The sequence below is a fragment of the Pseudomonas sp. FBF18 genome (genome assembly GCF_024261405.1).
GTDB classification, from domain to species: Bacteria; Pseudomonadota; Gammaproteobacteria; order Pseudomonadales; family Pseudomonadaceae; genus Aquipseudomonas; species Aquipseudomonas palmensis.
This window is the reverse complement of sequence record NZ_QKRS01000002.1, coordinates 295,390-319,420: the sequence shown is the minus strand read 5'-3', so window position 1 is coordinate 319,420 and position 24,031 is coordinate 295,390. Positions and strand designations below refer to the sequence as shown.

Here is a 24,031-nt window from a genome sequence, read left to right as displayed (position 1 = left end):
GGGCTACTTCGGGGTTGATGGGCAAGACGTGGCCGGGGCGCTAGCCGTGACCGGGCAGTGGCTCAGAAACGCCTGCAGACCTTGCTGATAGTCCTGCGCCGGCATCAGCTCGCTGTGCCTGGCAATCAGGCAGGCCATGCCCTTGGCGCGCATGTCTGCGCTCGCCACGTGGTAGAAGTCCGGCGTTTCCAGCAGGTGTACGACTTGCTCCCAGGCCAGGACCGTCTTGCCGCCCCGGGCCTTGTCCAGCGTGAAGCCCTGATCATCGAAGCTCAGCTTGTACGTGTCCTGGGCCGATTTCAGGGGTGCCCGAAGCCTGGCCTCGATCAGGCGCTGGTTGAGCCCGCGTACCGGTGCCCGGGGCTTGGCGTGGTTGGCGGCGATCCGCGCTTGCAGGTGGCCGACCCAGCGCCCGGAAAAGCGCCACCACAGCGGGATGAACACCAGTGTGAACAGCAGCAGGGCGATGGCTTTCTCCGGGGTGATGCGTCGCTCCGGGAGATACACCGCCAACAGGGCGCCGATCAGGCACAGGGCGAACATCAGCGGGCCGATCAGGCGGCTCTGCCACCTGGCGAAGGTGGCCAGGGCGCGGGCCTGTTGCGCGTCCTGCTTGAGCAGTTCCTGCTTCAGCGGTTCGGCGATCCAGGACTGGAGGTGGTCGGGGGTGATGCGGTAGTGCAGTTCCATGAGGGGGAATCCGAGGTCCGTCGGGGAGGGCGGCAGTCTACCGGCTTGCGCGCTGCAGGGGCGCGGCTCAGGTGGGAAACTGCGCCATGTGCCGCTCCACCCACGCGTACAGCTGCTCGTCGAGCTGCGTGCGCTGCTGGTTGAAGCGGGTTTGGCAGGCGTCGAAGAGCAGGTCCTGCTGGATCCGTATGGCCAGCTCGACGTGGCTTTCATCGGCATGGGCCTGGCGCAGGTGCTGCTGGCGCTGATCGGCCTGCTCCAGTGTGTGCGCCAGGGCATCGAGCTGCAGGTGCCTGAGTTGGGCGATGGCCTGGGGCAGGTGAAAGTGCAGGGCACTGTCAAAGCCTTCCCATTGCTCGAAGGCCAGCCATTCGTGGATCACCATGAAGCAGCGCAGCGCCGCGGGCAGTTGATCCAGGCGCTCGAAATCCAGCCAGTACTGGCGGGGCAACTGTTCGGCGGTTTCGATGGCCTGGGCGATCAGGTCCAGGGCGCGTGGCTTGTCCTGGTGATGGTGGCGCAGAATGCGCTGGGTCAGGGTGAAACGCGCTTCGTCCAGGGCGGTCAAGGCGCGGCTCAGGTCGTAGCCCGCACTGTGCAGGTACTGGCGGGCCTGGTGGTGTGGCAGCCCGGATTTTTCCATCAGCACCTGCAGCAGTTCGGCCTTGTACAGCTCGGCGGCCTGCTGCGGGTTGCCGGCGCAGCGTTGCAGCAGGGCCCGGGCGTGACGCAGGCCGATGGGCAGGGCGCTGCGCAGTTGCGCAAGGGCCTGGGTGAGTGTCGGGTCCATTGACGGAGGTGCCTCGGTGTCTGCTGGGGAGCGGGTGTGCAAGAATGCCGGCTCATGACTGATGGACACAACCAGAGGCGCAACAACAATGAACCGTCCGCTTTTCGTTTCGCTGGATGGCCCCAAGGGAACCGGCAAGACCACGCTGCTGGAAGCTCTGACCCAGGCACTGCGGGCTGACGGCAGAAAGGTGGTACGGCTGTCCGAGAAAAACAGCGACCCCGGCCGGGGCGAGACGATGGCGCTCGTCAACGCACTGGTCAGAAACCCCAGCCGGTCGCTGGAGTGGGCGGTTTGCGAACGCCTTGCCGAGAGCCGGGCCTGGATTTCCCGCCAGGTGCTGACCAGGCAGCCGCCCAACAGCATCATCCTGATCGACCGCTGGTATCCATCGGATGCGGCGTTTCGCCGGATAGTGCCGTTTGCCGAGATTCTGCGGTTGAACCTCGAGCGCGAGGTGAGTGTGCCGGACCTGCACGTAGGGGTGGTTACCAGCCCGCAGATTTCGTGGGCGAGGGCGGCGGCCAGAACGCGAGGGCTGGGCAGTACCGTTATGTTCAGCCTGGAGGAGCAGGTTGCTGCCACGCAGGCATTCGAGCAGGCGGTTGCGGATAACGGGTGGGTGCTGTGCCGTAATGAAGGCACGGTTGAGGAGGCGGTGAGGCAACTGGTTTGCGAGATCCATGCTGCCAGTCAAAGGATTCACAAGGCGATCGGTTGATCGTCCCATACCCAGAATGTGCCGTTCAGCACCATCCGATTTTCCAGCGCTGGCTATCCCTGAGTTCCTGCCAGTCGAGCAGTTGTTTTCGCCCGCTGTGCACGGCCTGCAGTTCGATCTGCAGGGGTGTGCCGTGCTCATCGCAAATCAACTCGGTGACCAGGAAGTGCTTTTCACGGTTGACCGGCTGGCAGGCGGTCCACTTTGACAGCCCAAGCTTTCGTGGATTGAAACGGTTCATGCGTCCTCCGGCAGTTTCGAGCAGATTGCGAGTTGCCCAAGAGGTTGTCGACTGCTGAAGCAGTGCCTCTCGACCCAAGGTGAACGCTCGATCAACGCGTTCGGGGTCTCGGGACGCTCCACTGTAGCCTCTTTCAACCAGGCTCGCAGTGTGGCGCGGGCTTGGGGGCGGCCTGGCCGTTGACCGCATCGGGCATCGGCGGGTGATCCTGCACGGCCTGCATCAGGTCTTCTGTCAGGCGCAACTCGGCACCGGTAGGCGAAAAGGTTGCCGAGGCCGTGAACGGCGCAGGATTGACCGGTACCGGGCGCTTGCCGCGACGCCAGACGAAAAACGTCACCATGCTCAGGTTGACCACCGCGAAGGCCCAGAACAGCCCGTTTTCGCCCAGCGATGTCATGACCGGCGAGATCATCAGCGGGCTCATGGCAGAGCCCAGCGAGTTGATCAGCAGCAGGCCCTGAATCATGGGTACCAGCGCCTCGGGCGACGCGCGGTCTGCTGCATGGCTGACCGCTACCGGGTAGAGCGCGAACACGCCGCCGCCCAGCAGGAACAGCAGTGCGGCCAGCAGCGTCGCGGACAGCGGCAGCAGTACCACGGCCAGCGACAGCACGCTGCATACCCCCGCCAGCACGGTCAGCACTTCCAGGCGGTCCCTGCGGTCGGACCAGCGCCCTACGGGATACTGCAGCAGCATTGCCCCGAGAATCGTCCAGGCCATCAGGCTGCCGACTTCGCCGATATCGTGGCCGATACGCTGCAGGTACAGCGGAAGCAACGAATACACGGCGGCAATGGCCACCCCTGAGCCAAAGCAACCCACCAAGCCGGTAGGCGTCACCCCCAGCAGCTGTCGTGGTTTGAGCGGCTCGACCTGGTCGAGCAGCGGCGACACCCGCGGCAGGATCACGATCGGCAGCACCGACAAGGACGCGAGCATGCCGGCGACCATGAATGGCGCCGTGTCGCCCCAACCGGTGATCTCGCCCAGGGTTGCCTGGCCCAGCACGCCAGCGCCGTACAGGGCGATCATGTAGAGCGCTAGCAGGCGCCCGCGGATCTTTGCGTCACCGGCCAGCAGCAGCCAGCTTTCAATGACCAGAAACACGCCGACGGTGGCCCAGCCGTTGATCAGACGCAGCACGAACCAGCCCCAGGTGTCATTTGCCAAGTCACTTTGCTGCGACGTTGGGACGCAGGCGGTGAGGGGGGAGGAAAGTGCGCAAACTGTTCGCCATTCTGGCGTTATGTCTTAAGATGGCCGGTTGCCGAAAGAACCGTCATGGCAATCGCCATGAAGGGCTTTCATCCTTTGCATATCAAGTGTGGTGAAGATGAACAGGCCTTTCATTTCGCTGTGCCCTGAAATTACCCGGGCACATGCGCTGACGTTGATGGACTGGTTGGAAGACGAACGTGTTACCTGCTATCTGAGTGATTCGCGTGATGTTTCTCGCTCCATCGAACAAGCCATCGATCGGACTCAATTGCCGATCCTGACCCATCTATTCAATCGGGGCGGCCGATTCTTCATGGCCTATGACCGACATGACGCCCCCGTCGGCTTTGTCCGCCTCGTCAAGACTGGCTCCAACTGCGAGATCGTCCTGGTCATCGGAGACAGCGACAAGTGGGGCCGAAACCTTGGCGCCCGTACGATTCGCGAAGGCATGAAACTGGCCTTCCTCGACATGCGGGCCAAGAAGCTCATCGCCAAGATCCACCCGGACAACACGCGCTCGCTGAAAGCCTTTGTACGCAGCGGCTTTGTGCTGGAGAGCGAAACCCCGACATTGAAGTCATTTGCCATGACGATGGGGCGCTACCTCACGTTCTTGCGCGAAGGTGCCGTGGGCGACTCCACCGGGATCTACATCACAGAAATCGACAAGGCCAGGCTCGAGGGCCTGATCGCGCTAGAGGAAGGCCCGACCGTGGTGGAACTCGAGCATGAGCTCGAGCGGGCCATCGTCGTGAAGCCGCAGCAGGTGGCGCGCAATGTCGTCACGATGAACTCCAGGGCCTTGTTGCAGCTGGACGACGAGGAGATCGAAGTGGCGTTGGTCTACCCCGAAGACGCGGACAGCAGCACCGGCAAGCATTCGGTGTGTTCCGACATCGGCGCCGCCATCCTGGGCTATCAGGAGGGGGACGCCATCGACTGGCGAATCGCTGATCGAACCCGCCGGATCGAGATCCGGAAGGTGCTCTATCAGCCCGAGGCTGCGGGGCATTTCCACCTGTAGCTGCACTTTCAGTGGATGGTGGCTATACAGTGGCTATGCTTGGCGTTTCGCAACCCGGCTCCACGAGCCACCTGATGCTCGATTCCAAGGACGGACCATGCACGCTGAAAGGGATAGTACAAACATAACCGGTGTGATTCGAGCCTACGGCGCAAGGTCTCTTGAGACCGAGCCTGCCTGGGCTGCATTGAATGACACTGGCGGTGCGAGCGCCGCGATTGACGATGACGGGAATGAGGCTGCTGAAAGTACCGACAAGGACGCTTTCGGCCGCGCCATGAAGATGAAGGCTGCCCTTGACCCGTTCAGAGGCTTTGCGTGAGTGCGCAAGTCTGGATGGCGAAATATGGTGCCCTGCGCACCACGCCAGAAGCTGCAGGCAATGGCTGCGCGCAGCAGACCGTATCGGTGCTGCTGGAGAAGGGCTGTACCCTGTGCGATCAGGGCGAGTTCGATGCCGCACAGGCATGCTTTCGTTCCGTTGTGCAGCAGTGTCCTGACTGGGCTGTTGGCCATAACAACCTGGGTTGGGCCTTGCAGCAATCGGGGCGCAATGAGGACGCAATTTCGAGCTACAAGGCTGCGATCAGCCTGCAGCCTGCCTTCGACCTGGCCAGGGCCAACCTGGCCTTTTTGCTGGCCACGCTGTATGGCCACATGGGCCAGCACGACTCGGCCCGTGGCATGTGGGAGGTCCTCGGCGAACTGTACCCGCGCGATCCAGAGATCCTGGAGCAACTCGTCAGCACTTCATTGCGTACTCACGACCTTGACGCTGCGGGCCTGTGGGCTGCGCACTATGCCTCTGTAGTTCGTGGTGACGAGCGCAGCCTGTCTCAACCCGGTGCCTGCGAAGGGCGTGGCGCTGTACCGAGGGCTTCGCGGGCGAAGCTGGCCCACGACCTGGAGCAGTTACGCTATCTGCGAGACCACCAGCTGATTGGTCCGCGTCTTGAGGCGGAGATTGCTAGCTATCAGGCAGCTCTCCAACCATTCGAACGGCCCAACAGTTTGGCAACACCCCCGGCCAACGTCGCTGCGCTGCCCCCGAGCTACGGGCGTAATGTGCACCAGTTGCAGGCTCCGCGACTGCAAGAAGGGGCCTTGAAGATGAGCCAGGCGCTGCTGCGAGCTGAACGCGATTACCTGGAGAGCCCCCTGGGCCTGGTCGTGATCGACGACTTCCTGTCTGCTGATGCACTGGCGCTTGTGCAGGCGTTCTGTTTGCAGTCCACCATCTGGCATACCGACCGATATGCTCATGGTCGGCTCGGCGCGTTCTTCAGGGAGGGTTTCAATTGCCCGCTTCTGCTGCAGGTTGCCGATGAGATTCGGCGTTGCTTCCCCCAGCTTATCGGCAAGCATCACCCATTGCTTCAGATGTGGGGGTTCAAGTACCAGCATGACCAGCCTGCGACACACCCCCATGCAGACTTTGCCGCTGTGAACGTGAACTTCTGGATCACGCCGGACGAGGCAAACCTTGACCGCGACTCGGGAGGGCTTGTGGTCTACGACGTCGAGGCGCCCTCTGACTGGGATTTCGAAACCTACAATCGCCAAGGTGATCGAATTGCTGCCTTTCTGAAGGAGGCTGGAGCCCGGCGCACAGTCATCCCTTACAGGTGCAATCGCGCTGTGATTTTCAACTCAGATCTGTTCCATGCCACCGCGCCACTGGCTTTCCGGCCGGGCTACCTCAATCAACGGGTCAATGTGACGCTGCTCTTCGGGGAGCGTGGCAGCGCGCCGGGGCAATGAGGCTGCCAGCCCGGTGAGGTAGCCACCGGGCTGGCAGCATCGGCTATTCGCCTTGCGTGCGGATGTCTACCTGCATGCTACCGACGTTGTCCGTCAGGCCCGCACCATAAATCCCGTTGAGGTCATCGTTGATGCACAGTTGCAAGGCCCCCGACTGTCCTGCCGGCACCTTGACCTGAGGCCCAACCAGAAACGGTGCGTTGTCGCCAATGCGGCCGATCAGGGCCCCCTCGAACTGGCCTGGCAGGGTATAGCCTTGCTTGGCGCGATAGTTCGTGTTGCCGGCCGGGCCTGTTTTCCCTGTCGCCGGGTTGGAAGTCCAGGAGCCTTGCGCTGCAATCAGGGTGACCTGGCGGCCAGTCACTGTCAGGCCGCTTTGCTGCCAGGCTTGATTGGCCTGAATGGTCACGGTAACCGGATACAGGATGTTCACTGCATCACTGACGCTGGAGGCGTCGAAACCCGCCTTGCCAAGGGCTTCATTCATCTCGGTGGCCGGTGTGGCTGGCAGCACTTTCGGGTTGAGAATGGTTTTCCCGACGTCAAGCGCGGTCAGGTCCGGATAGGTGGTGTGCAGGATGATTGCGAGTTGGGTCGCGGTCAGGGGCGAGAAAACCTCGATCACGGCTTCGGCCACTGCGGTGTTGTCGGTGGTAGCCCCTCGGGCACGTGACTGGAGCTGGGCCAGTGCCTCTTTGACCGCCTCAAGGGGGCTCAGCCCTTGTTGCTTAAGAGACTGCAGGATGCTGATCAGGGTTTCGGTGCTCATGCTGTTTACCTCTCGTAGTCGCTGTTTGTAATGGGGTGAATGACGCAGTTGAACGGTGGATCTTCTTGCTCGGCATGGGGGCGTCACTGATAAGCGAGCACCAGCGCAGTTGATAGCGCCACAGGCGAGATGGCGGGGTACGCCACCTTGAGGCCTGTCGCGGTGTCCGTTGCGGGGTAACCTGCCTTTGCCATGGCGCGCGCCATCTCTGATACGCCAAGCTGTGGGAATGCCTTCAACAGATTGACTGCGCACAGCTCTCCAGGCACGCCCTGGTCACGCTGGGAGGCGGCAAACTGCAACGGATCGGGATACGCCAGGGCAAGTACGGTCGCCAGCTCAAGAGGTGGGGTATCAGGCCACACAGCAAGCAGGCCATTGCTGGTCTCAATGGCCGGGTAGCCGCCTTGCGCCATGGCGATGGCCAAAGTGTCCGGTGTCAGGTTCGGGAATGCCGCTATCAACTGTGTACCGCACGCGCTCCCCTCGATAGTGAGGGCATGCAGCGCGGTGGCCATTTCTGATGCGGTTGCATAGGGCGTAATCGTCACCTCGACGACGGCCGACGGCACGCCCGCTACGTAGTTCACCTGGTCAGCGCCAGGCAGCGCCCAGACCTGCACCTGGTAAACGGAAGGCGAATGCGAAGGGCAGGGTAGAGCGAAGTCTGCATGCTCGACGCCGCTTTCCTCCCGGGCGTGCAGCTCAATAACCAGAGGGGCAGCCCCTTTCTTCTGCGCCAATGCCTGGTAGCGCGATGCACCAGCAACCGAACGCCAGCGCAACGCAACATTGCTGCCTATACTGCTGGCCTGGAAGTCCTGGGGCTGGCCTGGACGTACAAGCGTCAGCGGCTCGCTGTCTGGACTCGCTACGGATGCATGCCCACCCTTGGCCGTTACGCTGAAGCGATAATCCCCCGCTGGGGAAGCCTCTTCGAAAATGAATGCGTATGCCGCAGGTGGGAGCGACTGATCTGCGCCGGGCTCGATCTGGACCCTATCGGTCGCACTCCCGGGCAGGCGGGTAGAGAGCTCGTACGAGGAGGCCCCGACAATCGGTGGCCAACTCAGCTGCACTCCATATGCTGGCGCCGGGACCGTGGTGTCTGCTTGAGCGCTGGGTTGGGCCGGCGCTGTCAGCCGGTTGAAGGGAGCCGCCGCCCAGCGGGTGGCCGATTGTTCATGAACACCCTGGACCTGGGCCGTGTAAGGGCCTGAAGGCCACTCTGGGCCAAACTCGAACTGGGTCTGCCGGGCCGCACCCGCCAGGTCCGGGTTGTTCAGCAGGATGGTCGCGGCACTGTCGAGCAATTGCGCGTGATAGCGCGCATTGCCCTGGCCACCCCCCCAGGTCAGAGTGACCACACGGTTGGTGATGGTGACTCGCGGATCAACAGGCGGGCTCTGTGTCGCGGTTCCTGTGCCTGTTCCTGTTCCTGTTCCTGTGCCGCCAGTGCCAGTGCCAGTCCCTGTGCCTGTGCCAGCAAAGAAATCTGCAACCGCGACTACGGCCCCGGCGACCAGGGCCCCAGCAGCGCCGGCCCCCGCCTCTGCGGCCGTGGCTGCGGCAAGGGTCTCTGCAGCTGTCGCAACAACAGCATCTGCTGCTACACCGTCGATCAAGGCCTGGCAGGCAAGAGTAGCGGCATAGGAGGCCGCGGCTTTTCCCGCCGTGAGGCCAATGACGGCAGCAATGGCCTCTCGGTTTTTCACCAGGGCTTTGACAAATGATTCAGCTGCTGCAGCCAGAGCACGTTCGATGTAGTTGCCCAACTCGGAAAAGCTGATCGAGTTGGGTAGGGGGATCGACACCAACCCTGGAAATGGAATCGCTACCGCGGTGAGGGAGGTCTGCGCGACGCAGAGCGTATAGGACCCATCGAGGACCAGCGTTACCCCCTCATCATTTTCCTGGGTACCAAACGAGACACTCACGCGGAATTTCGACTGTAAAAGCTTCTCGAAGGCGAACCCGACGAGTTTGCCGCACCCGGCGCTGCCCTGGTCGGAGAGTTTCTGCAGTGTCTTGATGAAATCGATGGCGTTGGTCAGATACTCGAAACTTGGCCAGTTCGTCACCTGGAAGCCACCGTCCTTGCTGTACCGAAGCCCCAGGGATGTGCCAGCGGGCAGGAACGGTGGGTAGTTCGAGAGCGCCGTGAGCGTACCGTCGACCTGGGTGTTTCCCTTCGCGTTTCTGGTGGCTTTCACGCGGACGTCGACGCCAAATTGTTCCTGCATGAACCATAGGCTGCCAACGAAACCCATAGAGGATTTCTTCTCGACGGTAGACAGCTCGAACGCAGGCCCGCCGATGGGCTGTGAGGCGCGTGATGCCGCGATGGTCACGATGAAGAGGTCGATGGGCTTGCCCAGGCTGATATCGGCAGTGACGCCATCCTCGGCAATCTGGATCGTGCCGACCACTTCCAGGGTCTTGACGAGTGTCAGGTCGAACAGCGCCCTTATGTTGAACCCATTCTGGTAGTCGATGCTGGCGCTAAGTTGACGATCGGGCAGGTCCCCCTCGGCAGGGCATGAGAATGTCTCCAGTCTTGCGAGTTGGCTTCCAGCGGCCGAGCGGTAATACAGCTCGCTGCCTGCCTTGAAGGTGATGTCGATGAGCGAGGTCGGCCACGGGGCCCCCGGGATGCATTGGTTGAACACATCACCGATCGACAGTGCCTTGTCGACTTTTATGCTGGCCACCTGGGGTTTGCCGTTGTGCAGGTAGATGTACCCGGTCAGCTGGGCTGAGCCGACTCTGACCGTACCCTGGACCTGGAATGTTCGTTGATCATCGTTGTCGCCATAGCGAGCGAATATCCCGAACACCAGGCGCTGGAAGGTAATGCCACGCATCTGGTCGCCGAAGAGCCTGGTAACGCTTTGATCGGGTTCGGCACTTTTCAAGCAGGCTGAGAAGGTTCTGTTGACCTCGTCCGAGTTCAGTACCCCTTCGAACAGATACTGCTTCTCATCAAAAAGGGACACACGCAGCTTGCCTTTGACATTGAGCTGTCTGGCTTCCTTGAAGCGATATCGAACCTCGACCTCTTCAAAGCCGAACAGCTTGAACAAGCGGAAGCTCGGCAAGCTGGCCAAGTAGATCGCGTCACTCACCGCCTTGCCGGCGACAGTCCCTCTAGCCAGCACCGCGGAGAGTGAGAGCTTGTCACCGTCGCCAGAGGGCGAGGCGTACCCTATTTCGATCAGGCTGCCGAACAGCTTGATATCGTCGAGGCTTACCGTCAGCCAAAACCCCGCTGTATTGGTCATCGGCTCGGTGGCACTGGAGACACTGAGTGGAACCGGCGATTGCGGGAAAATCTTGTGCAAAGAGGTGTTCGGGGGGACCGCCCCGTTGCCGAAATGACTGAATGTGAAGAACCCGGCATCCATCACCCTCAGATATTCGGCCGGAAGCTCGATATCGAAGGCTTTGTTGAGTTCAGCGAGAACATTCCACCCCTGCGCATCCTCTGCTCCCAGGTCTGCATAGATCAGGCTGTACTGGCGTGACAGGTCCAGCTGGCACTTGCTTCGGGCGGCGATCTTGCGACCAAAAATCTCCGACCAGGCAAAGTGCGCCGTAACGCGGATATCCATGGGCGAGGGGCCCTCCCGCAGGCAGGTACATCAATGCGGTGGGGCATAGTGACATGCCCCACCGTGGAGGAGTCAGGCCTAGACTTCGAATTTCCCGTCTTTGTATTTGCCTTCGGAGACTTCAACGTTGAGCGCCTGGACGACCTTGGCGTCACCACCAATGGCGTCGGAGATCAGGTCCATGGGGGGTGCAACTGCAACGTATACCTGGTCGGTGGCGCCGACAGCGACTTCGAGAAGTGTCTGCAGTACCGCGTCTGCGGCTTCGCCTTTGGAGGTGACAGTGAAGATGAACGGCTTATCGGCAGTCGGTGCGGAGTTGGGGATGTTGAGCGAAGCTTTGTAGGTCTTGTTGTCGATCAAAAACTCAGCATTTACTTTGGCACTGATACCCATTCTGAGAGCTCCTTGCTGCATGGACTGGGGGGGGGAGGTGGCCACCTTCCTGGTGACGCGACGGTGGCGCTTGGAAAAGTAGTAGGCACTCGGCGATATAGCAAATGGCCACGATCTTTTTTTGCCTCGCTGCAGGTGCGTTGCGGGCGCGGCATTGCTTCGCTCGTGGACTTCCGGGGGCGGCCACGAAGCAAAGAATGTGTCTATAAAGTCCGGGGCGATTCAGACATCAGTCGTAAGCCTCCAAGATGAACTCACATATTTTGCAGGCGAGGGTATGCGCGGCCCCGCGCATGGTGATGGTAATTTTTGTTGGCGGCTAGCGGCTGACCGGTACTCCGTATGCACATAAAGTCCAAGCTCCCAAGATTCTCGATCCGGCAGCACCGGCTAGGCCGGCCCAAATAGCGTTCTTCTCAGCCTGATTAATCCTCTCCCGGCCTGTTCATGCAGCGGATCGTGCAGAGGTAAGCTAGCGCCTAGCTCTTGCCTGGTGAACAAAGGGTTCGCAGGCGAAGATGGCCGTGAGCTATCATCCCAATCCTCATATCAGGCTCACCGGAAGTTCACCTTCCCGCTAGACCCAAGATCGATCATTCAGTCTTCGGCAGATGAATGCCTGGTAGCCACCAGCCTGCTTGGAGACACGGATGTTCATTCGCTTGCGCGCCATCTATCACCGGGCAGTACATGCCTATCTCGTCTGGAACAACGAGACTCGCCGCAAGCTGGCCGCCCTACAACGATACCCTTGCGCGGTCGTCGCTGCTTACAAGGCCGCTTATGCGTTCTTGGCCACGCCTACTCATGAAAATCTGTTCCAGCCGCTAACCCCTGTGCTCATTGAGCCTGAGAAGATACAGCGGTATGAGCGTGAGTTATTAAACGGTCTGAGGAACGATCAAGTCAGGAACATCGCTATTACGGGGGAGTACGGGGCAGGGAAGAGCAGCGTGCTTCGCACCTTCGTCCACCGCCACCCGGAGTTTGTCTACGCGTTTGTTTCGTTGGCTACCTTCGGCAAGGATAACGAAATCTCCGGGGCGTCTGATCTTGTCAGCGATACCGACGTGGCCTCGGATTCTTCGCGGCCCTCCGAACCCTCCACCAAAGCAGGTCAGGAATTTAAATCCGAGGCAAACAAGGCTGAATCCGATCTCGTTGCTAGGATCGAGGAGACGATCGTCCAGCAGCTCCTGTACGCCGTCCCAGCAAAGACGCTTCCCAAGACCCGCCTTAAGAGAATCGATCAGGCTTCCGGCCTGAAGATCTGGTGGAAAACGCTCTGCTATGGCGCCCTCATTTTGGCAGCGCTGAGACTTTACGTTCCTGTGGCGGAAAAGCTGCCAAGGATCGAGCCGACTTGGCTCATGGAATGGCTGCTGTTGATCCCGAGCCCTCTAGCCGTCGGGATCGCCGCGTTAGGATGCATACACCTGCTACACACGTGTCTGAGGCTGGGTTCGCTGTTTAGTATCGATGGGTTGACGCTCAAAGGCGGCAAACTGGAGACCACTCACCATGGCTCCGTTCTGCACAAAAATATCGATGAGATCATTTACTGCTTTGAGCGAAGCAGCATTGACGTGGTGATCATTGAGGATCTCGACCGATTCGGCATTCATGACGTGTTCACCCGATTGCGGGAAATCAATTTCATCATCAAGCAATCACCTCAGGTGAAACGACCTGTCTATTTCGTCTACGCGCTGCGCGATGAGATGTTCGTCGTCGGCGAGAAAACCAAATTTTTTGACCTCATCGTCCCTGTGATCCCCGTCATCAACTCGGAAAACTCCCAGGAAAAGATGATGGAGCTTCTGAACCTTCGAACCTTCAAATCGAAACCCTTGGGCGAACACCTCGACCGTCGACTGGTGGAGACGGTCTGCTACTACATCGATGACCTCCGGCTGGTGAAAAATATCGTCAATGAATTCGATATGTTTTCAAATATCCTTGCCAGCGGCCTACGCCTGGAGCCAGACAAGCTGTTTGCGATTGTCGCCATCCGAAATCTCCATCCCGGCGCGTATGCCGACCTGGTCAAACGGAGGGGGGCGATCTATGGCGTTATCAAGGGCCTCGATACCTGGAAAATCCAGCAGAACAGCGCCAATGCCAAGCGACTTGATGACTTGCGGCGTGAGCGTGATGAGCGAGTCGCCGAACTGGCCAACAATGTCGCTGAGCTGAGGGCCTACGTTTGGTTCACGCTTCTTCGATTGACCGAAATCGACACGGCAACCCATGCCCTAATCAATGGTACCCAGTATGCGCCGCAGCAATTCGTGACCGACGAGGTGTTCGACGTATTAATGAATCAAGCCGCGCTCCTCTCAATGGTTGTCATGGATCGATATGGACGGGTCAGAAACGCACCTCGAAATATCTCTAAGGCTGAGCTGCTCACCGCTACATCCTATGAGCGGCGCCATGCTTTGCTTGGGCGGCGACTTAGTACAATCGCGGACGAAATCGCAGCGGTGCAGAGACAATCGGATCAGGTCATCAGGATGTCGTTCACGACCGCCGTCAAGAAAGGGTATGGAGAGGTCGTAAGGAGCAATCTTCCAGGCTTGGATGTCGTGAGCTATCTGATGCAGCATGGTTTTCTCGATGCCGATTACACCGACTACCTAGGTTATTTCTATCAGGGATCGCTGACGCCTGGTGACAAAGATCTGATCCTTTCATTGAGACGTGGCGTGCTGCCTAAAGTATCCACGCCTGTCGACAGCCCGAGTACCGTGCTGGAGAAGCTCAAGAGCGACGAGCTCGACGAGGGTAGGGGGATCATCGTCGATTTGATCGCCTGTCTCAGCGCCCGACCAACCTCGCTCGCGGCTGGCTCAGCAGACACACAGCTAGGCCATATACTGAGGAGCGGTCTGAACGAGCACACCGAACGAATGGCCATCGCAGTGCGCGAGCTTTTGAGTCGAACAGACGCGGCTGGATTTATTCGCGCCGTGTACCGCCTCGAACCCAAACTGTTTAATAGCCTTTTCAACGCTAGGGAAACGGGGGACGCTGGTGGCGTTTTTGAAGGAAGCGAGGCCCGTCAGTCCTTCGTCAAAGCAATCGTCGACAACCTGCCGGAATCCGACTTCAAGACCCTGGCCGGTGATTCCTCGACGGATCTGGTGCCTACAATCGATGGGCTGGAAGATGCTTCACGGCTGATGTCAGGACTAGAGAGCAATGTGGGAGCATGGGCGTGGCTCAGGGCGTGCCCAGTCCAGTTTGCCTCACTGGGCCATACGATGAGTCTCGCAGACCTCGAAAGGCTGATCGACTGGGGCTGCATCAAGATCAACCTGCCTATGCTATCGCTGATATGCGCGAAGTCAGAAGCTGGGCAGGATTCTAAAGACGCCAAATCCGAACCTGCAGATGTGGGCATCGTGTCCTTGCGTAGGCTGCAGGCTTTGGGCATCAATGGGCTCGGTAATTATCTGCTCTCTCACGCCGATGAGCTCGGTAGCGCATTGCTAGATCAGTCTGCTGTCCTGGATGAATCAAGCGACTCCTTGACCAGCTTACTAGCAGAAGTGGACGCAGATCACGATCTGACAAATAGACTCTTCGATCACACGACCTGTGACCTACACACACTCACTGACGCCCCGAGATATCTTTGGGCAAAGGCACTTGAGAGTGATCGCCTGGTGGCCAAAGCTGACGCAGTGTGGATTTTTTTTGAGAAAGTCGTTGGGCCAGACGGCAACGTCTCGGACGAAGAAATCGGATCGGAACCCACAGCCGTATTCACCGGCTTCATCGCTCGGAATGCTTCGCCTCTCAAAGGCACGCTGTGGCAGTCAACGAGCGCAGACTGGTCGCTGCAACAGTATCTTCTGGGCTCCACCGGTATCAGTAATGACGTGCTCCAGGTATTGCTCGATGGCGTCGTGCTTCAAGACCTAGCAATGATAAAAACAACGCTACCTGAGGGTCGCTGGGGCATGCTGGTAGCCTCATCATTTTTGCCATACAGCTCGGAAGTCAGGGAGATCGTACTGAATACTTGCCCACACTTCGAAGGCAAGTACCTGGTTGAACGGTGGGATCTAGCAAAAGCAGAGATTGATATGAGCTCGCTCCAGCTTGACACGATGCTCACGCTCAGCAGAAGCAAAGCGCTGTCACTCACACAGAAAATTCAGATGTGGTCAGGGCTTAGCCTGGAGACGATTGAAAGCAAACCGGAAGCGGTTCCAGAGCTCGGCCGTGTATCGATGCTGGCCAATCAAGCTGGCGAAAGGTTTGCTGATTCGCTGATGCCTGTGCTGCGACATCTGGTTCGCAACGCGAGCCTCACCCCGGAGCAGCGCTCTGAAATGCTGACACAATGTCTTCTCGGGATGAAGTGGCCGGACATTGCTGCAGCTCTAGGGTTGCTCGACGATGAGGACTTCAAAACCGTGAGCGCGAAGGTCAAGAAGATCAAGGTGAGAAACACCGAGTCAAATCGAAGGTTGGTCAACGCGATGAAGTATGAAGGGTACTTGGCAACGGTGACCACTGAGGACGACGTCATCATCGCAACCACCAGGCCCTCGTCAATGGCATCTGAGAACGGATGGCTCTAGCCTGAGCGCCGAAGGTAGCAGCTTAGCGACCACCGTAGAGCGCCAGATAGGGCTTGATGCTGACCGCATGGCGGTAACCTGACCCTCGCACATGGCTTCTCTAGCTGCTCGTAAGAACAGCATGGGCGAGGGGAGTGCAGACGTGAAGCATGGGGCTGTTCTTGTGCCAGCAGGCGGGCGATGCTGGAGCTGTAGCGTGGATACAAACCAATTCGATAGGCCCCTCAGCCCTGACGCCCTAGGACTATTTCTCCCGGAATAGTCTGAGCCCGTTTGCGCTCGCTTAGCATCCATGGCAGGCCCGAACCACCATCTGATGGAAACAAGGATGCGTCCCAGCGCTTTGGGATAGTAAGAACTCCGATCGTCTTTGGGGAAAGTTGGAATCGATGGGAGAGGGTGGAGCGGATCAATATTCAGGTAACGCAGGTAACGACCAAAGACTTCATCGAAATGAGGTGACAGCGGCAGCCAGCCATCCTTGGCTGAGCGAAGCTCAACCGAGCGTCCGTCCGACCTATGATTGAACTGATCGAGATGGCTGGGCGACCTGGCGTTTCCCATGACGCTCCAGAGCCGGCGGCCCGAGTACCTAGCCATGCTCAGGTACATCTCAATTATTCGGAATTCATGCACGCCCAAGAAATTTGGGAGTGACTTCGGGTTGCTTGAAAGCAAGATCAGCAAGGGGCTGTGCGGCAACGTTTTCACGTGAGGCTGAAGTATCCTTGAGGTGAAAATCCAGAAACTGCGTCGCGCAGCGAATCTCTCGCTTCCAGACATTTTTCTCGATTTCGCCGTCATCACCAATTGATCTGGAATCAAGGAACGGGCGCCAGATTGGGTTTATAGACCAGCCCTCAAATGCGACGCCGGGTTCCTGCACGAAGCGAGCCTGTTTGCCGTACACAGTCCAAGCTTTTGGCGGGTTGAGCACAAACTCTGCGTAGTTCTCAAAATCGTTGCGGCGCCAGTCAACGAGTGACAGGCCATGAGCAAAGCTCCAATTGAGCATTTTCTCCAGACCCATAATGCAGCTGTGGTACTGGCGGTGAGGATTTTCTGTGCCCAATTGTGAGCAATCCAATTCACATACCTGTCGACGTACCAGATGTTGATGAAGGGATGGGCTGCCGGGTCTATCTGGGCTAGCCGATCAGCCACAGCTAGATTCGTAGGAAAAGATTGAAGCTGATTTGGCCTCCAGTAAACGTAGGGAGGGAAAATCCGGCCGAGTCATGACAGAACCAGAGGGCTAGAATGAGTAATGGCTCCTTTAACCTGTAGCAGAAAGCTGCAGCGTCGCCATGGTGGGTGTCATGGTCGAGTGGGTTGAGGATCGGATGGGATCAACCGGAGGTTAGTGAAGGGCCATGCGCAGAGATAGGATTATGAATGGAGCCCAAGCTTTTGAATTTCTGGGAAACGGGGGTTTGTGGGATTTGACCGGAGGTATGTGGGATTGGACAACATGAACTTACCAACGCTACACACGATTTAACATAATATACATTATGCGTACTGCCGTATCATCCGCTCAAGACTACGCCAGGCCAGATTTCAACCCTGAGCCCCCGTGCTTTCCCACCACGAATCGCTTTGCGGCATACTCACAAGCTTTGTACCGCTTGCACGCACTTCAAGGGACGACATGGTAAGAACATTTGAACCGCAAGACATGGAACGCGTCCTCGACATCTGGTTGCGCGCTTCGATCAAGGCCCATGACTTTATCGACGCGTCGTATTGGCAATCCAATGTCGTGGCAATGCGCGAACTCTACATCCCTGCATCACAGACAATTGTCATCGAAGACAAATCGGCGGTTCAGGGATTTTGCTCGTTGCTGGACAACCAACTGGCGGCACTGTTCGTGGACCCTGACCAGCAAGGCCGTGGGCTGGGTCGTCAATTGCTCGAACACGTCAAATCGTTGCGCACCGAATTGAGCCTGGGGGTTTACAAGGAGAATTCACGCAGCATCTCTTTTTACCAGTTTCAGGGTTTTACAGTGATCAAGGAGCAGATCGATCCGCAGACAGGCCATGCCGAGTACCTGATGAGCTACAAGAGCCACCTTTAAACGTCTGGACACCACATTCGTCCGTTGGACCCCTCAACCTTCGAGGTTTTTGCATGAAGCAATGTTTCGCCGTTCTAAGCAGCCTGTTACTGATTGCCGGTTGCGATGTTTCATTCAACACAAACGCCAGCGGTACACAGGCGTCCGCAGTCGTAGTATCCGATCCAGGCTCTGCGCAACAGCAACGCCTGGTGGTCGATACCGCTGTGCAGTTCCTGATGTTGCTCGATGCCGGAAGAACCGACATGACCTGGGCCACAGCGGGCTCCGCGCTCAAGGCAACCACGACCGAGTCGAACTGGGTAAAAGGCATCGGGACGTTGCGCATGGGCCTGGGCGAGCTGAAGCAACGTGATCGAGCACAGATCACCTTCACCAAACAGCTGCCTGATGCGCCGCCTGGGCATTACGCTGCAGTTCAGACCCAATCGGCCTTTTCGAACCTCACCGTCACCGAGGCTGTGCTGCTGGCTGAAGAAAACGAACAGTGGCGCGTTGTCGGCTACAACCTCAGTAAAACCGTCGAAGTTGCTGCAAAATTGCGGCTCTTCTAGTAGCGTTCGTGAGGTTGGATTCGCAGCGGATCAAGGATGCCCCTGCTCCCCGCTAAACTAGCCTTTTCTTATAACTCAACTAAAGGACTATTTAGTTGAGTTATATTGAAATGTGGAAAGCAGCTGGTCACGCCTACCTGTACCCTGCCCCCTCCTGGTCAATTTGCTGCCTCATCAGGCAAACAATTTCAGCGCATCGTCATTCCACTCATGGCTCTGCTCCGACCAGCCGTTACCCACAGGTGGTGGAAATGCAGTATGGCAATAGCCCTGCTTGCCCGTGAAATCAAACACGGCATGAGGGCGATCGTTGATCAGCAATACCGCCTTGCTATGGTCCATGGACCAGCCGACCTTCACTGTCGAAGGCTCTTGCCGATCAGTTACCTCGTCCACGTTGTAGATGTGCAACGCATCCTGAATCGGGTTATCGGTAGCGGTGGTGTCAAGTGCATAGAAGTAGCCGGTCTCCTCGTCGTCCTCGAACACCACAACAAAGGCCCCCTCCTGTGCGGGCGCCTCGACTACAGTGGCTTGGCCTACGATGAGTTCCTGCTCTGCTGCGAGGTAGATGGGCATGCGAACGGTCCTTGTCACCGAATAAAAAGAAGGCGCGAATGATGCCTAGCCTTGCGTAGTGCTCGCAAGGCCCGGCACTCACATAAGTTTGCGTATGACCTGCAGCGCGCCAAGATGCACCGGGTAGAACCAGTACGCCCAATGGCGTACCGGCCAGATGCCGGTGGTGAGAGGCATGCGTAACAGCCACAGGCCGAACAGCGGTGCAAGGAACGCGGTGCCGAGTACCGCCAGTGAGTAGGCGTCCACTTCCATCGCCCTCGCCCACAAACTGCTGCGGGTGTTGACCGCCACGCTGAGCAAGGCCGGCACCAGCCATACCGGCCCCGGCCGCTTGATGGCCAACAGCAGGGCCGCCGGCAGCAGGCAGCCGAGAAATCCGTACATCAGCCGCTCGTCCAGCCAGGCGGCCGCGACAGCGGCGCCCACGGCCAAGGCAGCACTGAGCGTGTTGCGATGCTGAAAGCCCCAGGCAATCAGCAGCCCTAGGGTCAGGGTGAACATCACATTGAGGGCGCCCAGCGCACTGATGGGGCGGTAAACCCCTTCGGATATAACGCTGAACACCAGCATCCAGCCCAGGTAGCGCGTGTTGCTTTGGCTGAGCAACTGGCCAGGGCGCGAACGCGCGACGTTGGCGGCGATCGCCAGGCAGAACAGCGGGAACGCCAGCCGTCCGGGTATGAACAGGGCGTGGGCGTCGGGCCACAACAGGCGCAGATGATCCAACAGCATGGTCAGCATGGCCAGCCACTTGATCAGGTCCAGCGGGATATCGCGCCGTGTCGCTACAGTCATGGCTCCTCGTTTGGGTCAATGGAAGGCCAGGCCATCATCACACTTGCCGGGCTACCCGCGCCAGCAACACCTCAAGCGGGTGCTGCAACCCCTGCCCCTCCTGGCGCTTGACCTGGCTGCGGCACGAATAACCATCGGCCAGCAGCCGGCCACCCTGCCCATGCCGGGCCACGATCGGTTGCCAGGACTGCTGGTAGATGATCGCGGAGGTGGCCACGTTGCGGGTCTCGTGACCATAGGTACCGGACATCCCGCAGCAACCGCTCGCAAGCACTTGAAGCTTGAGCCCCATGCGTTCGAACACCTTCTGCCACAGCGCGATCGCCGCCGGCTCGTTGGTCTTTTCGGTGCAGTGCGGCAGGAACTGGTAGACCTCTTCGTCGACCACCGCTGCCGATTCGGGCAGCACCGACGCCAGCCACTCCTGTGGCAAGGCCACGGTCGGGGCACCGTCGTTGCCCAGGGTCTTGCGGTATTCCTGGCGATATACCAGGGTCATCGCCGGGTCCAGGCCCACCAGGGGTACGCCCGAGGCCTGCAACAGCAGCAGCGACTTGGCGTTGAACTGCGCAGCCTTGGCGAACGCCCCCAGAAAGCCCTGCACCTGCAACGGCTTGCCATTGGGTGCAAACGGTGCCAGGTACACCTGATAGCCGAGGCGGCTGATCAGCTCCAGCCACTGGGCTGCCAGAGGCGTTTCGAAGAAACGGGTGAACGCGTCCTGCACCAGGATCACGCTGCGCTTGCGCTGTTCGTCGGACAACGCGGCCAGGGCGCCCACACTTGCCTGCTTGACGTTCCAGCGCTTGCACTCGGCTTCGAAGTCATGGGTGCTCAACAGCGGGCTGTCGACCATGCCGGCCATGTGCTGCAGCGCGTAGCGCACCGGTGTGGCGGCCATGATCGCGTTGTACAGTCGCGGCAAGCGCGCCAGGTGCGGGATGCTGAACTCCAGCGAGCCGATCAGGTAGTCCTTCATCGGGCGCAGGTAACGACTGTGGTACAGCTCCAGAAAGCGCGAGCGAAATTCCGGTACGTTGACCTTGATCGGGCATTGCCCTGCGCACGACTTGCACGCCAGGCAACCGGACATCGCCTCGTACACCTCATGGGAGAAGTCCTTGCGCCCAACCAGGCGCGCCAGGGAGTTCCAGGTGCGCTGCGCTACACCGGTTACCCTGCCCGCTCCCGCCAGGTTCAGCACGTCCACCCCCGCCTCGCCCTGGCGGCGCAGCCATTCGCGAATCAGCGAGGCACGGCCCTTGGGCGAGTGGATGCGGTTGCGCGTGGCCTTCCACGACGGGCACATGGCGTCGTTGGGGTCGAAGTTGTAGCACGCGCCGTTGCCGTTGCAGTGCACGGCGCTTTCATAGTGTTGCCACACGCGCTCGTCGATGGTGCGGTCCAGGTCGCCGCGCAAGGTAACCGCGTCCACCTCGGTCAGGCGCGCCGCCGGCACGCTCGACGGGGTGGCGATCTTGCCAGGGTTGAGCTGGTTGAACGGGTCGAACGCGGCCTTGAGGTCCTGCAGCGCCGGGTACAGCTCACCGAAGAAGTCCGGCACGTACTGCGAGCGCAGGCCCTTGCCGTGCTCGCCCCACAGCAGGCCCCCGTACTTGTGGGTAAGCGCCGCGACGGCGTCGGAAATCGGCCGGATCAGTTGGGCCTGGGCCGGGTCCTTCATGTCCAGGATCGGCCGCACGTGCAGCACGCCGGCATCCACATGGCCGAACATGCCGTACTGCAGGCCGTGGCTGTCGAGCAAGGCGCGAAACTCGAAGATGTAGTCGGCAAGGTTCTCCGGCGGCACAGCGGTGTCTTCTACAAAGGGCTGCGGGCGTGCCTCGCCCTGCACGTTGCCCAGCAGACCGACCGAGCGCTTGCGCATGGTGTACACCTGGTTCACCGCCTGGGCACCCACCGCCAGGGTATGGCCCAGGCGCACCACCGAGGTGTCGCGCTGCAGGTGCTGGATGAAGGCGTCGACGGTCTGTTCAAGGGCATCCAGGTCGTCGCCGCTGAACTCGATCAGGTTGATGCCCAGGGTCTGGGTGTCGGGGTGCGGCGGGAAGTACTGGGCCACGCCGTGCCACACGATGTCCTTCATCGCCAGCATCAATACCTTGGAGTCCACCGTCTCGATCGACAGCGGGCTGTGCGCCATCAGCGCCTTGGCGTCGCGCAGTGCATCCATGAACGCGGCGTACTGCACGTTGACCAGGATCGAGTGTTTTGGAATCGGCAGCACATTGAGCCTGGCTTCGACGATGAAGCCCAGCGAGCCTTCCGAACCGCACAGCACGCTGTTGAGGTTGAAGCTGTCGGGGGTTTCGCGCAGGTGCGCCAGGTCGTAGCCGGTCAGGCAGCGGTTGAGCTTGGGAAAGATCGCCTCGATCAGCGCCGCCTTGTCGTCGGCAATGGCCTGGGCGCAGCGATAGACTTCGCCGACCTTGTCGGTACGGGCGGTACAGGCCTGCAACTGCGGGTTGTCGATCGGTGCGGTGTCCAGGCGAGCGCCGCCCAGCAGCACGGTGCTCAGTTCGAGCACGTGGTCGCGGGTCTTGCCATAGGTGCAACTGCCCTGCCCGCTGGCATCGGTGTTGATCATGCCGCCCACGGTGGCACGGTTGGAGGTGGACAGTTCCGGTGCGAAGAACAGGCCGTGGGGCTTGAGCGCGGCGTTCAGCTGGTCCTTGACCACCCCGCTCTGCACCCGCACCCAGCGCTGCTCGACGTTGATCTCGAGGATGTTGTTCATGTGCCGCGACAGGTCGACGATGATCCCGTCGGTCAACGACTGGCCATTGGTACCGGTACCGCCGCCACGCGGCGTGAGCACCACCGAGCGATGCTGCGGCTGGGCGACCAGGCGTGCCAGCAACTCGACATCCTGCGCGTCACGGGGGAACACGGCCGCCTGGGGCAGGCGCTGGTAGATGGAGTTGTCGGTGGACAGCACGGTACGCAGGCCCATGTCGCGCGCGACCTCGCCCCTGAAGCCCTCGCTCTGCAGTGCATCGAGAAAACGCTGGTAATGGCTGGCGGGGACACGGTCGGGGGCAAGCAGAGCAATCATGACAAGGGATCCTGAGGCGATATATGACGCAGCGTCACATTCAAAACACGTATGCTTGGCAGCCAGGCAAGGTCTGCCGCATGCTTTATGGGGCTATGTTCCCGTGTGCGGCGCGGGCCTACAACTGAATTTCGTGTGACTTTTGCATGAGCTTTATGAATGAATCCAAGACGACTCACCCCTTCCATGTCGGTGCTTATCGCGTTTGAGGCCTCGGCGCGCCATGGCAGCTTCACCAAGGCGGCCGAAGAACTGGCGCTGACCCAGAGTGCGGTCAGTCGCCAGGTGCAGGCGCTGGAGGCGCAACTGGAGGTGGCGTTGTTCAGCCGCGTGGGCCGGCATATCGAGCTCACCGCCGCCGGCGCCCTGTATCACCACGAGCTGGCCGCGGCCCTGGCCCGCATTCGCAACGCCACGCTGCAGACCATCGCCCACAAGGCCGGCGACGGGCCGCTGCACCTGGCGGTGCTGCCCACGTTCGGCTCCAAGTGGCTGCTGCCGCGCATGAATGACTTCTACCGCCGCCACCCCGGCGTGCTGGTGCACATGCATTCGCGCATTGCCCCGGCCGAGCAGGACAAGGATCAGATGCACGCCTTCATCAGTGTCGGCACCGGGAATTGGCCCGGCCATGTGGCGCATCGGCTGCTGTCCGAGACGCTGGTGGTGGTGGCCAGCCCTGGCGCCCTGCCCGGCTACGCCAGCCTGACGCCGGCGGACATCTCGCAGCAGGCCCTGCTCAGCGTGGTGTCACGCCCCCATGCCTGGGCCGACTGGTTCGAACAGAACGGCCTGCAGCACCGGGCCATGCGCATGGGGCCGGGCTTCGAGCTGACTGCCCACCTGATCCAGGCGGCGGTGGCCGGTATCGGCATCGGGCTGGTGCCACGCATCCTGGTGCAGGACGAGATCGCCAGCGGCGAGTTGGTGGCGTTGTTCGAGCCGGTGGACAGCGGGCGTGGCTACTACCTCACCTACGCCACGCGCTATCAGCAGTTGCCAGCGCTGCAGGCGTTCACCCAGTGGCTGCTGTCGGTCGAGTTTCCCGACAGCTGAGCGACGTTACCGGCGCCATGTAGGAGCCGGCCTTGCCGGCGAAGGCACCGACGCCGTTGCCA

Annotated in this window: 16 protein-coding genes and 2 pseudogenes; 7 read left to right on the top strand and 11 right to left on the bottom strand. The window is 60.0% G+C overall.

Annotation, left to right across the window (positions count from 1 at the left end):
- Nucleotides 1–3: 3 nt before the first annotated feature.
- The gene (locus DN387_RS05230) at nt 4–690 is read right to left on the bottom strand and encodes a hypothetical protein (RefSeq protein ID WP_054914493.1); all 687 of its coding nucleotides are present in this window, start codon (nt 688–690) and stop codon (nt 4–6) included.
- 67 nt (nt 691–757) lie between these two features.
- Nucleotides 758–1,480, bottom strand: coding sequence for a hypothetical protein (locus tag DN387_RS05225; protein WP_054914494.1), 723 nt, complete (start codon nt 1,478–1,480; stop codon nt 758–760).
- A gap of 88 nt (nt 1,481–1,568) precedes the next feature.
- On the opposite strand from DN387_RS05225, the gene DN387_RS05220 reads away from it, so the two are divergent.
- Complete coding sequence (locus DN387_RS05220) at nt 1,569–2,201, top strand: dTMP kinase (RefSeq protein ID WP_054914495.1); 633 nt, start codon at nt 1,569–1,571, stop codon at nt 2,199–2,201.
- A gap of 25 nt (nt 2,202–2,226) precedes the next feature.
- On the opposite strand, the gene DN387_RS05215 is transcribed toward DN387_RS05220, so the two are convergent.
- Nucleotides 2,227–2,442 (bottom strand): TIGR02450 family Trp-rich protein, encoded by a 216-nt coding sequence (locus DN387_RS05215; protein ID WP_054914496.1) that lies wholly within the window; start codon nt 2,440–2,442, stop codon nt 2,227–2,229.
- Nucleotides 2,443–2,575: 133 nt separating this feature from the next.
- Nucleotides 2,576–3,607, bottom strand: a pseudogene (locus DN387_RS05210) (MFS transporter); the annotation flags it as partial.
- 120 nt (nt 3,608–3,727) lie between these two features.
- On the opposite strand from DN387_RS05210, the pseudogene DN387_RS05205 reads away from it, so the two are divergent.
- Together DN387_RS05205 and DN387_RS05200 are read left to right on the top strand one after the other, a co-directional pair.
- Nucleotides 3,728–4,691: pseudogene (locus DN387_RS05205) on the top strand (GNAT family N-acetyltransferase).
- A gap of 318 nt (nt 4,692–5,009) precedes the next feature.
- Nucleotides 5,010–6,452 carry a tetratricopeptide repeat protein gene (locus DN387_RS05200; RefSeq protein ID WP_054914498.1) on the top strand — a complete coding sequence of 481 codons (1,443 nt, stop codon included), beginning with the start codon at nt 5,010–5,012 and terminating at the stop codon, nt 6,450–6,452.
- Between the two features lie 43 nt (nt 6,453–6,495).
- On the opposite strand, the gene DN387_RS05195 is transcribed toward DN387_RS05200, so the two are convergent.
- The 3 genes from DN387_RS05195 to DN387_RS05185 all read right to left on the bottom strand — a co-directional run bounded on the left by DN387_RS05195 (nt 6,496) and on the right by DN387_RS05185 (nt 11,228).
- Nucleotides 6,496–7,221 carry a hypothetical protein gene (locus DN387_RS05195; protein ID WP_054914499.1) on the bottom strand — a complete coding sequence of 242 codons (726 nt, stop codon included), beginning with the start codon at nt 7,219–7,221 and terminating at the stop codon, nt 6,496–6,498.
- An 83-nt stretch (nt 7,222–7,304) separates the two neighbouring features.
- The gene (locus DN387_RS05190) at nt 7,305–10,832 is read right to left on the bottom strand and encodes a hypothetical protein (RefSeq protein ID WP_054914500.1); all 3,528 of its coding nucleotides are present in this window, start codon (nt 10,830–10,832) and stop codon (nt 7,305–7,307) included.
- Between the two features lie 78 nt (nt 10,833–10,910).
- A complete protein-coding gene (locus DN387_RS05185; RefSeq protein WP_054914501.1) occupies nt 10,911–11,228 on the bottom strand; it encodes a hypothetical protein in 318 nt (105 codons plus the stop codon).
- A 650-nt stretch (nt 11,229–11,878) separates the two neighbouring features.
- On the opposite strand from DN387_RS05185, the gene DN387_RS05180 reads away from it, so the two are divergent.
- Nucleotides 11,879–15,823 (top strand): hypothetical protein, encoded by a 3,945-nt coding sequence (locus DN387_RS05180; RefSeq protein WP_236171767.1) that lies wholly within the window; start codon nt 11,879–11,881, stop codon nt 15,821–15,823.
- Nucleotides 15,824–16,451: 628 nt separating this feature from the next.
- Here DN387_RS05180 and DN387_RS05175 read toward each other — a convergent pair.
- Nucleotides 16,452–16,910, bottom strand: coding sequence for a hypothetical protein (locus tag DN387_RS05175; RefSeq protein ID WP_236171769.1), 459 nt, complete (start codon nt 16,908–16,910; stop codon nt 16,452–16,454).
- 564 nt (nt 16,911–17,474) lie between these two features.
- Between DN387_RS05175 and DN387_RS05170 the strand changes: the two genes are divergently transcribed.
- Both DN387_RS05170 and DN387_RS05165 read left to right on the top strand, forming a co-directional pair.
- Entirely contained in the window at nt 17,475–17,906 is a 432-nt protein-coding gene (locus DN387_RS05170) for an N-acetyltransferase (RefSeq protein ID WP_054914502.1), read from the top strand.
- 53 nt (nt 17,907–17,959) lie between these two features.
- Nucleotides 17,960–18,460: a DUF4019 domain-containing protein gene (locus DN387_RS05165; RefSeq protein ID WP_054914503.1), complete on the top strand. Its 501-nt coding sequence runs from the start codon at nt 17,960–17,962 to the stop codon at nt 18,458–18,460.
- A gap of 174 nt (nt 18,461–18,634) precedes the next feature.
- On the opposite strand, the gene DN387_RS05160 is transcribed toward DN387_RS05165, so the two are convergent.
- From DN387_RS05160 to DN387_RS05150, 3 genes are all read right to left on the bottom strand, one after another.
- Nucleotides 18,635–19,039, bottom strand: coding sequence for a DUF2251 domain-containing protein (locus tag DN387_RS05160; RefSeq protein WP_054914504.1), 405 nt, complete (start codon nt 19,037–19,039; stop codon nt 18,635–18,637).
- Nucleotides 19,040–19,117: 78 nt separating this feature from the next.
- Nucleotides 19,118–19,837, bottom strand: coding sequence for a TraX family protein (locus tag DN387_RS05155; RefSeq protein WP_054914505.1), 720 nt, complete (start codon nt 19,835–19,837; stop codon nt 19,118–19,120).
- Nucleotides 19,838–19,874: 37 nt separating this feature from the next.
- Nucleotides 19,875–22,913, bottom strand: coding sequence for an FAD-binding and (Fe-S)-binding domain-containing protein (locus tag DN387_RS05150; protein WP_054914506.1), 3,039 nt, complete (start codon nt 22,911–22,913; stop codon nt 19,875–19,877).
- A 159-nt stretch (nt 22,914–23,072) separates the two neighbouring features.
- On the opposite strand from DN387_RS05150, the gene DN387_RS05145 reads away from it, so the two are divergent.
- Nucleotides 23,073–23,969 carry a LysR substrate-binding domain-containing protein gene (locus DN387_RS05145; protein WP_054914507.1) on the top strand — a complete coding sequence of 299 codons (897 nt, stop codon included), beginning with the start codon at nt 23,073–23,075 and terminating at the stop codon, nt 23,967–23,969.
- The last annotated feature ends 62 nt before the right edge of the window (nt 23,970–24,031 follow it).

What these genes read in the sequence shown, in the direction of transcription:
- DN387_RS05230 (WP_054914493.1), bottom strand. Translation starts at nt 690, where the DNA reads ATGGAACTGCACTACCGCATCACCCCCGACCACCTCCAGTCCTGGATC.
- DN387_RS05225 (WP_054914494.1), bottom strand. Translation starts at nt 1,480, where the DNA reads ATGGACCCGACACTCACCCAGGCCCTTGCGCAACTGCGCAGCGCCCTG.
- DN387_RS05220 (WP_054914495.1), top strand. Translation starts at nt 1,569, where the DNA reads ATGAACCGTCCGCTTTTCGTTTCGCTGGATGGCCCCAAGGGAACCGGC.
- DN387_RS05215 (WP_054914496.1), bottom strand. Translation starts at nt 2,442, where the DNA reads ATGAACCGTTTCAATCCACGAAAGCTTGGGCTGTCAAAGTGGACCGCC.
- DN387_RS05195 (WP_054914499.1), bottom strand. Translation starts at nt 7,221, where the DNA reads ATGAGCACCGAAACCCTGATCAGCATCCTGCAGTCTCTTAAGCAACAA.
- DN387_RS05190 (WP_054914500.1), bottom strand. Translation starts at nt 10,832, where the DNA reads ATGGATATCCGCGTTACGGCGCACTTTGCCTGGTCGGAGATTTTTGGT.
- DN387_RS05185 (WP_054914501.1), bottom strand. Translation starts at nt 11,228, where the DNA reads ATGGGTATCAGTGCCAAAGTAAATGCTGAGTTTTTGATCGACAACAAG.
- DN387_RS05180 (WP_236171767.1), top strand. Translation starts at nt 11,879, where the DNA reads ATGTTCATTCGCTTGCGCGCCATCTATCACCGGGCAGTACATGCCTAT.
- DN387_RS05170 (WP_054914502.1), top strand. Translation starts at nt 17,475, where the DNA reads ATGGTAAGAACATTTGAACCGCAAGACATGGAACGCGTCCTCGACATC.
- DN387_RS05165 (WP_054914503.1), top strand. Translation starts at nt 17,960, where the DNA reads ATGAAGCAATGTTTCGCCGTTCTAAGCAGCCTGTTACTGATTGCCGGT.
- DN387_RS05160 (WP_054914504.1), bottom strand. Translation starts at nt 19,039, where the DNA reads ATGCCCATCTACCTCGCAGCAGAGCAGGAACTCATCGTAGGCCAAGCC.
- DN387_RS05155 (WP_054914505.1), bottom strand. Translation starts at nt 19,837, where the DNA reads ATGACTGTAGCGACACGGCGCGATATCCCGCTGGACCTGATCAAGTGG.
- DN387_RS05150 (WP_054914506.1), bottom strand. Translation starts at nt 22,913, where the DNA reads ATGATTGCTCTGCTTGCCCCCGACCGTGTCCCCGCCAGCCATTACCAG.
- DN387_RS05145 (WP_054914507.1), top strand. Translation starts at nt 23,073, where the DNA reads ATGAATCCAAGACGACTCACCCCTTCCATGTCGGTGCTTATCGCGTTT.